14 protein-coding genes are annotated in these 12,252 nt (G+C 43.0%); 6 read left to right on the forward strand and 8 right to left on the reverse strand.

Annotated features, from left to right (window positions below):
* The first annotated feature begins 16 nt into the window (after window positions 1–16).
* Both NRF22_RS00235 and NRF22_RS00240 read left to right on the forward strand, forming a co-directional pair.
* On the forward strand, window positions 17–703 hold the full coding sequence (locus tag NRF22_RS00235; RefSeq protein WP_263778615.1) for a DUF975 family protein: 687 nt from the start codon (window positions 17–19) through the stop codon (window positions 701–703).
* A 68-nt stretch (window positions 704–771) separates the two neighbouring features.
* Window positions 772–1,446, forward strand: coding sequence for an NAD(P)H-hydrate epimerase (locus NRF22_RS00240; protein WP_263778616.1), 675 nt, complete (start codon window positions 772–774; stop codon window positions 1,444–1,446).
* On the opposite strand, the gene NRF22_RS00245 is transcribed toward NRF22_RS00240, so the two are convergent.
* Complete coding sequence (locus tag NRF22_RS00245; RefSeq protein ID WP_263778617.1) at window positions 1,424–2,356, reverse strand: AEC family transporter; 933 nt, start codon at window positions 2,354–2,356, stop codon at window positions 1,424–1,426. The genes NRF22_RS00240 and NRF22_RS00245 overlap by 23 nt on opposite strands.
* 59 nt (window positions 2,357–2,415) lie before the next feature.
* Complete coding sequence (locus NRF22_RS00250) at window positions 2,416–2,856, reverse strand: iron chaperone (protein WP_263778618.1); 441 nt, start codon at window positions 2,854–2,856, stop codon at window positions 2,416–2,418.
* Between the two features lie 133 nt (window positions 2,857–2,989).
* Between NRF22_RS00250 and NRF22_RS00255 the strand changes: the two genes are divergently transcribed.
* Window positions 2,990–3,793, forward strand: coding sequence for an alpha/beta hydrolase (locus NRF22_RS00255; RefSeq protein WP_263778619.1), 804 nt, complete (start codon window positions 2,990–2,992; stop codon window positions 3,791–3,793).
* A gap of 4 nt (window positions 3,794–3,797) precedes the next feature.
* Here the strand turns inward: NRF22_RS00255 and NRF22_RS00260 are convergent, their stop codons facing one another.
* The gene (locus tag NRF22_RS00260) at window positions 3,798–4,394 is read right to left on the reverse strand and encodes an NAD(P)H-dependent oxidoreductase (protein ID WP_263778620.1); all 597 of its coding nucleotides are present in this window, start codon (window positions 4,392–4,394) and stop codon (window positions 3,798–3,800) included.
* A gap of 92 nt (window positions 4,395–4,486) precedes the next feature.
* Between NRF22_RS00260 and NRF22_RS00265 the strand changes: the two genes are divergently transcribed.
* A complete protein-coding gene (locus NRF22_RS00265; protein ID WP_263778621.1) occupies window positions 4,487–4,951 on the forward strand; it encodes a MarR family winged helix-turn-helix transcriptional regulator in 465 nt (154 codons plus the stop codon).
* A gap of 2 nt (window positions 4,952–4,953) precedes the next feature.
* On the opposite strand, the gene NRF22_RS00270 is transcribed toward NRF22_RS00265, so the two are convergent.
* Both NRF22_RS00270 and NRF22_RS00275 read right to left on the reverse strand, forming a co-directional pair.
* Window positions 4,954–6,138 carry an MFS transporter gene (locus NRF22_RS00270; protein WP_263778622.1) on the reverse strand — a complete coding sequence of 395 codons (1,185 nt, stop codon included), beginning with the start codon at window positions 6,136–6,138 and terminating at the stop codon, window positions 4,954–4,956.
* 134 nt (window positions 6,139–6,272) lie between these two features.
* Window positions 6,273–7,118, reverse strand: coding sequence for a metallophosphoesterase family protein (locus NRF22_RS00275; protein WP_263778623.1), 846 nt, complete (start codon window positions 7,116–7,118; stop codon window positions 6,273–6,275).
* A gap of 84 nt (window positions 7,119–7,202) precedes the next feature.
* Here NRF22_RS00275 and NRF22_RS00280 point away from each other — a divergent pair, with 84 nt between their 5' ends.
* Window positions 7,203–8,171 (forward strand): S66 peptidase family protein, encoded by a 969-nt coding sequence (locus tag NRF22_RS00280; RefSeq protein ID WP_263778624.1) that lies wholly within the window; start codon window positions 7,203–7,205, stop codon window positions 8,169–8,171.
* Here NRF22_RS00280 and NRF22_RS00285 read toward each other — a convergent pair.
* Window positions 8,158–9,615: a PH domain-containing protein gene (locus tag NRF22_RS00285; RefSeq protein ID WP_263778625.1), complete on the reverse strand. Its 1,458-nt coding sequence runs from the start codon at window positions 9,613–9,615 to the stop codon at window positions 8,158–8,160. The two genes, NRF22_RS00280 and NRF22_RS00285, sit on opposite strands and share 14 nt — an antisense overlap.
* A complete protein-coding gene (locus tag NRF22_RS00290; protein WP_263778626.1) occupies window positions 9,605–10,078 on the reverse strand; it encodes a PH domain-containing protein in 474 nt (157 codons plus the stop codon). The genes NRF22_RS00285 and NRF22_RS00290 overlap by 11 nt, the downstream gene beginning before the upstream one ends.
* Window positions 10,079–10,349: 271 nt before the next feature.
* Here NRF22_RS00290 and NRF22_RS00295 point away from each other — a divergent pair, with 271 nt between their 5' ends.
* On the forward strand, window positions 10,350–10,958 hold the full coding sequence (locus tag NRF22_RS00295; protein ID WP_263778627.1) for a LysM peptidoglycan-binding domain-containing protein: 609 nt from the start codon (window positions 10,350–10,352) through the stop codon (window positions 10,956–10,958).
* A 21-nt stretch (window positions 10,959–10,979) separates the two neighbouring features.
* On the opposite strand, the gene NRF22_RS00300 is transcribed toward NRF22_RS00295, so the two are convergent.
* Window positions 10,980–12,161 (reverse strand): MFS transporter, encoded by a 1,182-nt coding sequence (locus NRF22_RS00300; protein ID WP_263778628.1) that lies wholly within the window; start codon window positions 12,159–12,161, stop codon window positions 10,980–10,982.
* Between the last annotated feature and the right edge of the window lie 91 nt (window positions 12,162–12,252).

The following is a 12,252-nucleotide window of genomic DNA, read 5'->3' on the forward strand; positions in this document are numbered from 1 at the left end:
ATTGAAGGAGGCTATTTTGGAAAGACGTGCTTTAAAAAAAGAGGCTAAGACACTACTCAATCAACACTTTCCATTTTTTTTGCTGTTATTTTTGCCCGCTTTGATTTTCAGCTGGCTATCAGCAGGATCGAATGTGCAATCACCAATGTATGTGTGGACGAATTGGGACAGTATTTCCAGCTTGTTTGGTATTATTAGCGGTTTTTTGCTCACGGGAGCCATGCTGACTGCCATGGATAGCCTTCGCAAACCGATTGAATTTACTGAGTCCTTTAAGAAGTCCTTTCGTATTTTTGAAAACGGTCAATACTTTATTGGCTTTATCTGTATTTCGCTGCTGCAACTGATGTTTACTGTGCTGTGGATGCTTTTATTCATCGTTCCTGGCCTCATCAAATCAATTTCTTATTCGCAAGCCTTTTATATTTATCGTGATCATTTGGATAATAATGACCCGATTGGTTACCTTGAGGCGATCACTGAGAGCCGGAAATTGATGAATGGTTATAAGGCAGATTACTTCGTTCTATACTTGAGTTTCATTTTATGGGGAATGCTGGTGCTGGTCACTCTTGGTATTGCATCCATCTGGGTGGCACCATATATTAACCTGACATTAGCCAATTTTTATAATCATTTATCTGGCCAGACAGGATCAGCAGAGACTACTGATGAGAACACCGTTTTGCCGAACGATGCCTGATATAAAAAACGTCCCATAATTCTTGGGGCGTTTTTATTTGGTTGAGCCAGTTATACAATGAGGTATTGATGACAGGACAATATATTTCTGCTGAACAGGCTTCAGCTTTTGATGATTTTACAATCAATCAGATTGGTGTTCCCTCGGCTGTTTTAATGGAAAAAGCAGCTCTTGCAGTTTATGACAGGATGCTTAGAAGCCCGGCATTTAATCTGAGAAAGGTGCTGGTTATTTCCGGGTCCGGGAATAACGGTGGTGATGGTATCGCTGTGGCTCGACTGCTTTATCTAAGAGGCACTTCCGTGACTATTTGGTTTTTGGGCAATCCTGACAAAGCTTCCGAACAAACTCAACTGCAATTCAAAATTGCAGAAAATTACGGTGTACCGATTAAAGATCGCATTGATGAAGAGGACTTTGCTAGTTATACCTGCCTGGTCGACGCGATTTTCGGTGTTGGTTTGTCTAGAGATATTAAAGGCAAATTTGCCCAAGCAGTTGATCGCATTAACGCGAGTCCAGCGGCCGTAATGGCAGTGGATATTGCCAGCGGCCTGCACGCCGATGATGGGAAAGTCCTGGGCACGGCCGTTCAAGCGGATGAAACTGTCACGATGTCATACAACAAGCTGGCCATGGCGACAGAACAGGGACGAAAATTGGCCGGCTTAGTTACAGTGGCAGATATTGGTATCTATGACCCGGCCAGTATGCCAATTATTAAAGGGCCATCAACCAATTAGCCAAATAGAAAATCGCTGGAATTGTCACAAGGCTGAGAATCGTTGACAGGCCCATGATTGCGATTGCAGGAGAGGGATTGCCTTTAGCTTGGATCGTAAACAACACTACCAATCCTGCTGTTGGGCAGGCGGCCATTAAAACTGTTGTATAGAAAGCTGTGTTTGTCACCGACAAGGCCTGCAAAATTAAAATGGCTGCGATTGGAAATAAGAGATTACGCAACAGAATCACAAACCAAACATAGGGGTTAGTGATTTCTTTTCTGATTTTAATTGTTGCCAAACTACTTCCGATGATGATCATGGATAAGGGTGTGTTGATCGTGCTGATGGCAGCGATGGTTGCTGAGGCAATTTTTGGCAGCTGGAAGCGAGTCAGAAAAATAATCAGGCCAAACACGATCGTGATGATGTTTGGATTTAACAAAATCTTTTTGATTTTGTCGGCCGGGGAAGTCGTTTCTTGGAATAAAGCACTGCCATGTGTCCAGTTGAACAAATTAAAAGCTGCTAAAGAAACGACTGCAAAAAAGACGCCGTTTTGCCCAAAAAGCGCGCTGGCTAAGGGAACGCCCATAAATCCAGCATTTGAGTAGACACTGCCGTACTTAGCGGCCCTTTTTAAATTCGGGTCCTGCACAGATTTGAAAAGCAGCTGCGTGACAAGGATTTCCAATAAATAAAAAAGCAGCATTGCGAGGCTGGCTAAGGCCAGCTGTGTTAAGCGATCACTGGAAAAAGGCTGTTGAAAAGCGTTTAAAATCAAGCAGGGTGAGACGATATTCAATAAAATTTTTGTCAAATCATCAGCTGTTTGTGGATGCATAAAGGCCAGACGATTAATTAAATAACCAACCAGCATGAGGCAGAACATTAGCAAAATCTGTCTATTAAGCAAGGCTGTGCTCATGAAAGGCGGCCTGGATATCTACTAAAAAACATACCTTTCATCATAGCTCAAAGAGCCATTTATTTGACTGGGGTGAGGGCACGCTGGATCAGCTCACTGACCTGTGCTTCTGTGACGGCTGTCCATGCTGTTAAAGCAAAAGAATTCGGCCACAATGTGCCATGATCCAAATGAGCCTGGTCGCTAAAACCGAGCGTGTTGTAACGTGATTTGAATTTAGTGGCGCATTGAAAAAAGAGCAGGACTTTACCGTCCGGATTGCAGTAAGCCGGCATGCTGTACCAAGTTTTCGCTCGTAATTGTGGGGCAATTTTATGTACTAAACGATGCAGCTTTAAAGCAATGTTGGCCTCTTGGCCTGTCATTTCGGAGATTTTTTCCAAGACATCAGCTTCACCTTTTTTCGGATCTTTATTGTTGCTTTGCTCGCGCCGCAGTTCTTCAATCCGGTCGCGCATCGCTTCTTTTTCAAAATCAGAAAAACCTGTTTTTTCAGCCATTTGCAATTCTCCTCTACAGCGAATAAACCAATTATATCTTGCTGATGATTTTTTTTAAATCATGATGGCAAATGGCTTGCTTGAGTGATAATAAAGAAGGAATTAGCAGTTAAACAGCCGCAATAGGAGGAACATGGCTTTTTTGGAGTTGAATTATTATTCTCAGGTATTGGGTATGAACCAGCCGATGGCCGTGATTCTGCCTGAACAGTCAGGCTATACGCCGGATTGGACCAACGACCAATTACAGGACCTGCCCGTCTTATATCTGCTGCATGGCATGTCAGGCAATCAGCTGGATTGGCAGCGAAAGACTGAGATTGAGCGCTTGTTGCGTCAGACTAAATTGGCAGTTATCATGCCAACCACGAGCCTGGCCTGGTATGCAAATACGACTTACGGCTTAAATTATTTTGATGAATTCGCTAAGGAACTGCCAGTCAAAGTCGCCAGCTTGTTTCCACAAATTTCTAAAAAACGTGAGAAACATTTCGTGGCCGGTGTTTCGATGGGCGGATATGGTGCTTACAAATTAGCTTTTGCGACTGATTACTTTTCCTATGCGGCCTCATTATCGGGTGCTTTAATTGAGGATACCAATTATCCCGGATTTCTAGAGATGGAAAAACCTAGCTATTGGCGGGGAATTTTCGGGGATTTGAACCGTTTTTCAGGATCTGAAAATGATATTTTTGCTTTGGCCGAAAAACAAGCTGCCAAAAAAGGACCATTGCCAAAATTATTCAACTGGGTCGGTCAAGAAGATTTTCTCTATGAAGCCAACCAAAAAGCCGTCAGCCGTTTGACGAAATTAGGCTACGATATTGATTACCACACGAATCATGGCGAACATGACTGGTACTACTGGAGCCGGCGAATTGAAGACGTATTGAACTGGCTGCCGATTGATTACAAAACAGAAAAACGTCTCTCTTAAGCTGCTATAACAAGACTTTTTTGACTTTGTTCAAATCCGAGAGGCGTTTTTTCTCTTTTTCATCTTCAGCATTGAAGTTTTTAATTTTAAAATCTTTTAAACCAATTTTTGCAAAGACACCGCGTTGCAGCATCTTGCCGATTGGATTGCCATAATGCCATTTGTAGATCAAGTTAGGCGTTCCAATGGCTGTCAGTACGCGAATTTTCGTCTTCTTCTGGAAAAGCTGCCGCTGTCCATTCACAACTTTAACTTCTCCTTTGGCGAAGACCTTATCAAAAAAGCCCTTTGTCAAAGCTGGCATCATTTCCCACCATATTGGAAAAATGAAGACAATTTCATCTGCACGCTGCAAACGCTGAAAGTAGTCGTGACTCTGTTGGTCAACAAAGGCTTGGCTGCGCCAACGGACCAGGTCTTTTTCGTGCATGACAGGGTCAAAATGATCTTTCTCCAAATCGATTAAATCAACATCATAACCGGCGTCGGTTAAATCATCATAGGCACGCTGGGCTAGAGCGGCCGAGTAGGCACGGCGATGAACTTGATTATGGCTGACGGAAAAATCATAGGGATGATCTAAGATAATAACAGCTTGCATGTTGCTGCTCCTTTTCTTTTTATATTCCTTGGAATATAATTATTATTGTTCAGAAACCTATGAAAGTCAATATGTATTCCAAGGAATTTAAAATGGATGAGATCAGTAAAATAGCAAATGAATTACGCCGATACCGCGATCATGATGTCGAGACGAAGATTAAACAATATTTATTACTACAAGGGCCCAGGGATTTATCATCGATTAGCGGCCAATTATCCTTGACAGATCTGGAGGTTTTAAGCGAGATAAATCCTGAAGGAGATTCGTCATTGTCTCAGCTAGTTTCTACTTTGGCTTTGTCGCAAGGGGCTGTGTCAAAAGTTATTGCTAAGCTGGGCCGCTTGTCTTTGCTGACGAAGTATCATCACGCGGACAATAAAAAAGAGTCTTATGTGAAATTGTCTGCATCTGGCAAGCGCATTCAGCAATATCATGCTGCTTATCATCAAATGATGGATGCACGAACACAACGCCTAGCTGAAAAATATACGCATGATCAACTGATACTGATTGCTGATTTTATTGCGCGGGTTAACGATCTCAGGGAAACATAGCCTCAAGCCTCACGGCGATTAGCACGAACAATCACGAAATTCAGCAGCATGACGGCGGCTGCGGCAAAGAAAATACTGCTGTAACCGAATTGGTTGGCGAAGAATGATCCCAGCATCGGCCCAACAATATCACCGCTGGCTTCAAATGATTGGCTGTAGCTGAATACACGGCCATAAATCTCTTTAGGAACCTGTGCCATTGCCGTCTGCACTGAAGGCAGCAGAGCAGCATCGGAAATGCCGACCAGAAAACGCAAAAAAGCCAGCAGCCAGACACTGCGAGCAAACCCCATCGGAATAAAACAAATCATGGCAAAAATAAGTCCGAATACTAAAACTTTGTAAGGGCCGACGTGGTCAATCAAACGGCCAAAACGCTCGGCAACAATCAAAGTTGCAATACCGGGGGCGGCTGCCACAATTCCACTCATCAAAGAGACACCGCTGCTGCTGGTCATCATGTGGCCGACGATCAAGCTGATGATTGGTGTGATCGTCGTAACTGCTACTTGAATGAACATAGTTGTGATCATCATGGCAAGAATATATTTTGGGTGCGGAATTGATTTGATCGTTTGTAGAATGCCTAGTTGCTTGCTGCTCGTGTTGGCATGAAAATTTTCTTTGACAAAGATCAGGGTCAAAATTGTGATCGCAAACATGCAAAAACCAATGATATAAAAAGATAAACGGTAGCCCCAGAACTCAGCGATCACGCCGCCAATCAATGGGCCCACTAAAGTGCCAGAAACACTGCCCGTCGCTAACAACCCTAAGGCGTGTCCACGATGATCTTCAGAAGTTATACCAGCAAGCAGGGCCGTTGCGTTATTGATATAGCCTGAAAAGGCACCTTGAATCGCACGAAGGACAATGACTTGCCAAATGCTGCCGGCAAAACCAATCGTTGTAATTGTTAAGGCCATGACACCGGAAGCCCGGATGCACATGAGCTTACGTCCTTTTTTGTCGGACAAACGACCCCAAAAAGGCGAAACAATTGCCTTGGCTAGAAATGTGATGGAAAATGCGATGCCGCTTAACAATGTCAAAGTTTTCGTATTCACGGGATCGAGTTGGCGGAAGAAGAGCGGCAAAAAGGGCATTGTCATTGAATTTCCCAAGTTCGTGATAAAACAGCCGATCCAAAGTACGATTAAATTTATCCTAAAGGTTCGTTTGGCCAAAAAAATCCTTTCAATTATGTCAAAAAACTATCAGTAATTTTCAAACGTCTTATTTTCGTTTGATAAGGTGAAAAATTAGTTATATATTGCATGATAGTTCTTTTGACGTTTCTTGAAAAGATTTTCAGCAGGAATTAGGGAAGGCTATGAACAAACTCAGCGGCTAATTCTTTGTAACCTCGTTCCTGATTAACTTTGGCCAATAATGCTTGGTCGTGAGTCGAGGCGTAACCTGTCGTCAATAATTTCTGATATAAGTCTACGTAAGGATAGCCATTGGCGCTCGCAAAAGCCAGTTCTTTTTCAATATCGAAGGGGATTCGACGAAAGTCAAAATCGATGATTCCTTTTTCGGAGATTGTCAGCAGTAGATAACTGGCATCACGATTTCTTAGAAAATGTGGCCGCGTGAACCAAGTCTGCCCCACAGAACCAGGATTCAGCACAAGTTGGCCGCTGCTCGTATAACGCCATAGAGGCATATGGATGTGTGCAAAAAGCGCGGCATCCACTGTTGGGTCTGTTACGATCTGATCAAAATTTTTCTGATCGGCGGTTGCCAGCAGTTCGTGACCGAAATTTTTGTTGGGCAAGTTATGCGAGAGCGAAAAAACACGATCCAAAATGTGTTTGCGAGCCGTCATAGGCAAAGTCCTTAGCTGGTCGTTGCGTCCCTTGGAAAAACGCTGGTAATCATAGCGTGCCAGCATCAAAAAATAAACGTCGCCCGGATCTGATAAATCTATTTGCGACTTATCCATCACTTCGTTGTAGCTTGCTTCCCAATTGCCCATTAAGTATTGAGTGGTATTAACACTTTCTAATAATTGAAAACATTCTTCGGACCCGGCTCCGCCAAATGCGATATCGCCTAAGGACCAAAATTCATCTGCACCAGCCTCTTTGGCATCATCAAGAACCGCCTTCAAAGCACTGGCGTTCCCGTGGCTGTCCGATAATACCGCGATTTTATATTTCATATGTAAGTCCTCCGATTAGTTCGATTATAAAATAGTTTTCTCAACTCTTCTGCGCTATGCTGAATATATTTTAAGGGAGTGGTCATGACAACTATTGGTTATTTTTCGTCATCAACAGCAATTACGGCTTTATCGCCAATCAGATTTCAGCGGGCAAAAACATATCTTGAAAATAAAGGGATCACACTTATTGCTGGGTCTTTAACTGGAAAATCAGATTTCTACCGGTCGGGATCGATTCAGGCGCGGGCAGCGGAACTTAACCAATTGATCCATCGGGATGATGTTGATATCATCATGTCAACGATCGGCGGCAGCAACACGAACTCAATTTTGTCTGATATTGATTTTGATTATCTGCGCAGCCATCCAAAAACTTTTGTTGGATATTCTGATGCAACGGCACTCTTATTGGCAGTTGCCAGTCAAGCATCTAATTGTCGCGTACTTTATGGTCCTGCTTTAGTAGCGTCTTTTGGTGAATGGCCGCCTTATGTCGATGAGACTTGGGAGGCTTTTGCCAAAATTGCCTTCGCTAAAAGAGGCGAAAGTGTGAGCTTGCCGGCACCAGCTTTTTGGAGTGACGAGGCTTTGAATTGGAATGAATTTCAAAAGCCCAAACAAAGAAGGTCAAATCATTGGTCTTATATTGGATCACCAGTTTTAAAGGGCCGTCTGATCGGCGGTAATTTGAATACGATATACGGGATTTTGTCCTCAAAGTTTTTTCCCAAGATTCAATCGGGAGATATTCTTTTTATCGAAGATGCGGAAAAAGACGCGGCCACAGTCGAAAAGAATTTTGCAATGTTGAAAAATGCCGGTATTTTCGACTTAGTTGGCGGCATTGTTCTTGGCAAACATGCTGCTTTTGACGACTGTGGATCCGGCCGGCGGCCAATTGATATCTTATTAGAAGTACTCGCTGATAAAAAAATACCGATTATCTATGATTACGATTCCTGCCACGCAGTGCCGATGCTGACAACGCCGCTAATGGCAGAAACCAGCATTGATGCCCTTACAGGAAAGGTAACTTTCACTGATTTTTAGAATCGGGTTTTTGTAAATACCAATGGTAAACAGCCAGTGCCTTTGCATCTGATAAATAGCGAATTTGAACTTCTTGATTGCCGTCGCCTTGGCGAACATTCACACATAAGTGCGTTAAATGCCGGCCAGTCATCCAAATGGTTTGCCTGCAGACCAGTGACTGAATATTTTTTCTCTGTAGAATCGTAGTTTTCTTGGTCCAACAATATCCGCTCTGCAACAGCAGACTTTGATTATCTGAAAGCAGGGCTAGAGCTGTGTTTCGGCCCTTATAGATGCCCAGTGATATCGAAATTGGCAGCAGTAATAAGGAAACAGAGCCCCATTGATGCCAAAAATAGATTGAAAGCGCCACCGGAATAAGTGATAAGCAGACAGCATTGCGGACAAAATACCAGTCGCAGACCTTCGGCAGATGATCTAACTCAGGAAAACTAGCTGGAATCCAATTAAAAAAATGATGCAGATGATTTGGTACATCTTTTGCAGAAATCACGGGTGTAATAATGAAATTGTCATCATCGTGGTCTTTACTGCCCGCTTCAGATGCGACAACTGCTTTAATTGTCGCCAAATGAAACCATTGACGCAGGATATTTTGTTCAATGATAACTGCCTGGAGTTTCTTGAGTGAAGATCCGAGCGTCTGGCGTTGAAACAAACCACGAACGGTTGTCAGCTTGTTATTTTTCTTGATCAGGACGAAATGATAATAACGCTGGAGGATCAATAGATAGGATGAAACGGCGCCAAGCAGCAAAAGACCTGTCACAACGATCAGCCAGTCGTTAAGACGCAAGTGATTCAGGATAGTTTCAAAGGGTTTTAAAAAGCGTTTTGGCAGAAATTGATCCAGCTGCGAATATAAGGTCATCAATACACCCAGCACCGGAAAGATCGTAAAGGAAGTCAGCGCATATTTTGATAAATCTTGCGTGCTGGTCGCATAATTATCAGGTATTTGGTTTGCCTGATCGGATTGATTAGCAATAGGAAGATCCGAATCAGTTTTTTCTTTATTTTGGTAAAGCTGATCAATTAAATTGGAAATTTTAATTGAAACAGCCGGTAATTCCGTCTGAGATTTTTTATCCTCGTGGCCAGCGGTCTGTATCAATAATGATTCAATACCGAACGGCTGCAGGAAAAACCATTGTTTATGCTGAGTTGTCTGGATCCGGCTGAAGGGAATATGATCGTGGCGGCGTATAAAAAGACCCGAATTGATCGTAAGGCCGTTTTCATCAAAAGCAAAAGTAAAACAAATATAGCGAACGATTCCCCATCCGATAATCAATAGAACGATGCCTAAATAGATCCATGGATTGACATGATTCTTGGCGATCACATCCCACAAAAGCAGGCCGAGCACAATATACAGCTGTTTAATCACTCGGCCGATGAAAATCACAATCGAAAGGGGATGAAGATGCTCAGATTTCATGATCTAAAGCCCCTAATGCAAGTGCCATGATCTGATCACGAAGTTTTTCAGCCTTAGCGTTGTCTAAACCGTCAATTGTATGCGTGCTCGAAGCGGTTGCGACGGCCACTTTCTGCATTTTCTGCCATTGCAATAGCGGGCCGGCAGAAAGTGTCACATTTTGAACACGTGAGATGGGGATGGCAATGCGTTTGCGAAAAATAAAGCCGGATTGCATTTCCACGGCATCTTCAGTAATACGGTATTGCCAAAAACGATAACGATAGGGAATAGAAACCAGTTCACTAATCGTGCCTAGTGCAATTGCAGTAGTAATGATGTACACAAACCAGATTGGCCAATGCCAGGCGTGCCCTGCTAGGTAGATGGCAGCAAGAATAATAAGAGAAAGGATTAAATTAGCACAGGCGTGCACGAACCAGGTGATTTGGATTTTTTTTGGAAGCTGTTGCGTCGCGTTCATTTTGATACCTCTTAGCGTTTATTTGTAACAATATTAGCATACAAACGATTATCATTTGTGTATGTAAACGATCACAAATTGAATTGTGCGTTTTTGAAATGCAGGATATTTTACAAAAAAGTTTCTGCTTAGATTGCAATTGCGTTAAATATCGATGACTATGTTGCGACAAAGTCTCACTAATTACTGTGGCTTTAGTGATGTAAAAAAAGAGTAATTAATTTAATCCCAGTACAAAACTCATGCAAACTGTCTCAGTTACATTGAATATATGCCAAATCTTAAAGCAAAACTCACAACAATTATTCTTACATCAGCAGCCGCGCTTTCATTTTCAGTGATTAGTGCCAACGCTGACACGATCTACACAATTAAATCCGGCGATACTTTATCTAAAATTGCCAAGGAATTTAATACGAGCGTTTCGACAATCGCACAAACAAATAAGATTGCAAATATCAACTTAATCTATACTGGCAGCCGCCTTTCAATCGGCGCTGCCGGAGCAGCAGCGCCTGCAGCCAATCAGGCACCTGCCGCTCCTGCGGCTAAAACGGCAGCTCCTGCTCCCCGTTATCAGGCCCCGGTTCAACAAACTTATGTACCGGCAGCACCGGTTCGGAGTTATCAGCCTGCAGTGACTGGTTCAAATGCATTGCGCCGTCGTCAGGTAGAATCGGGTAACAATTACAATACCTTTACTGGCAATGGTTACCTGGGTGCCTATCAATTCGCCCGTGGTACATGGGCAGCCGGTGTTGCTGCGGTTGGCGGGTCTGTTTCTGATTTCAGTCCAGCTCATCAAGATGCAGTTGCTAATTGGTATGCTAGCAACCGTTACGGCGGCTGGCAGAATGTTCCAACCACTGGCGGCTGGTAATCATAAGTTGCCTAAACGCAGTCAAACGGCTGCGTTTTTATTTTGCTTGTTTTTGTTGTGCAGCAAAAATGGGCAGAAAAACAGTAGCAGCATGGCACCAATGAAACTATAGGTATATTGCCGCCAGCTGTTGATCAAATAGCCGAAAATCAAACTTCCTAAGGGTTGAATGCCATCAAAAAAAAGAAAGGTCAAGCCGAAAATGCGTCCCAAATAAGCAATTTCCGTCTCTTTTTGAATCAGCGTAATTGAGATACTGAAGAATCTCGACTGAATCAAACCAATCATAAAAGCCAAAATGAACCAAACGATCAAACTGCTTGGAAGGAACAGCCCAGCTACCAAAAGAGAAAGTCCTTCCAGTATAATTTCACGGTAAAGTGTTTGGCTGGAAACGGCTTGTTTTTGTATAGCTAAAAGACTGCCGCCGATTAAGCCGCCAATGGCACTAACGGCTAAAAAGATACTGTAGTTGACTGCCTTGCCGCCAAAAAAATGATTGCCGATATAAGGTGCGATCAGCAGACAACCGGCACTGCAGAAATTGAAGATTGCCATGGATAGAATAAATTGAAACAGATTTTTATTTTTAAACACATATTTGAATCCGTTGGCAATGTCCTGAACGAAACTGGTGCTGCTGCGATCGACATTGTCCTGCGGCCAAGAGTATTGGATCAAAAAGTTTAAAAAGGCGGCCACGAGAAAAGAAGCTGCGTTTATCAAAACGAACTCGCTAAAATCAATGCTTTTAATTGACAACAATAAACCACCGATCAAAGGTGAAATAATATTGGCAAAGTTAAAAACCATGTTTGCCAAGGCATTAAAACGCTGTAATCTGCTGCCGGCCATAATTTCCGGTGCCATTGATTTGGCGGCCGGGTAGTTAATCGTGAAGAGGAAATTCAAGGTAAAGGTCATTAGGATTAGCAACCATGCCTGCGGACTTTCATTATTAATAAGGAAACTTCCAAAAAAACAAATGACAGCAGACAAAAGATCAGTCCACAGGAGAACTTTTTTCCGATTGTGGTGGTCAACGAGTTCACCGATAAAAAGGTCACCCAAAAAGAAGCCGACACCGCCGACGGCTTCGATAATACCAAGCAGACTCGTGGTTCCTGTAGATCTCACGACCAGCCAGTTCTGTCCTAAAATATAGAGCGCCGAACCTAATTGCGAAACGGCGGGGCTCAGCATTAAGGGCAGCTGATGATTTTTATTTTTGGAGCTTTGAGACAATATGATTTAATCATGCATGATATCAGTCTTTTAGGCAAGCCTATGCGGG

This window comes from Oenococcus kitaharae (assembly GCF_025758695.1).
Classification (GTDB): Bacteria; Bacillota; Bacilli; order Lactobacillales; family Lactobacillaceae; genus Oenococcus; species Oenococcus kitaharae_A.

Bases quoted from the DNA above. Each gene is read 5' to 3' on its own strand.
- NRF22_RS00275 (WP_263778623.1), bottom strand. From the start codon at position 7,118: ATGAAATATAAAATCGCGGTATTATCGGACAGCCACGGGAACGCCAGT.
- NRF22_RS00250 (WP_263778618.1), bottom strand. From the start codon at position 2,856: ATGGCTGAAAAAACAGGTTTTTCTGATTTTGAAAAAGAAGCGATGCGC.
- NRF22_RS00265 (WP_263778621.1), top strand. From the start codon at position 4,487: ATGGATGAGATCAGTAAAATAGCAAATGAATTACGCCGATACCGCGAT.
- NRF22_RS00285 (WP_263778625.1), bottom strand. From the start codon at position 9,615: ATGAAATCTGAGCATCTTCATCCCCTTTCGATTGTGATTTTCATCGGC.
- NRF22_RS00240 (WP_263778616.1), top strand. From the start codon at position 772: ATGACAGGACAATATATTTCTGCTGAACAGGCTTCAGCTTTTGATGAT.
- NRF22_RS00280 (WP_263778624.1), top strand. From the start codon at position 7,203: ATGACAACTATTGGTTATTTTTCGTCATCAACAGCAATTACGGCTTTA.
- NRF22_RS00295 (WP_263778627.1), top strand. From the start codon at position 10,350: ATGCCAAATCTTAAAGCAAAACTCACAACAATTATTCTTACATCAGCA.
- NRF22_RS00255 (WP_263778619.1), top strand. From the start codon at position 2,990: ATGGCTTTTTTGGAGTTGAATTATTATTCTCAGGTATTGGGTATGAAC.
- NRF22_RS00290 (WP_263778626.1), bottom strand. From the start codon at position 10,078: ATGAACGCGACGCAACAGCTTCCAAAAAAAATCCAAATCACCTGGTTC.
- NRF22_RS00260 (WP_263778620.1), bottom strand. From the start codon at position 4,394: ATGCAAGCTGTTATTATCTTAGATCATCCCTATGATTTTTCCGTCAGC.
- NRF22_RS00300 (WP_263778628.1), bottom strand. From the start codon at position 12,161: ATGCTGAGCCCCGCCGTTTCGCAATTAGGTTCGGCGCTCTATATTTTA.
- NRF22_RS00245 (WP_263778617.1), bottom strand. From the start codon at position 2,356: ATGAGCACAGCCTTGCTTAATAGACAGATTTTGCTAATGTTCTGCCTC.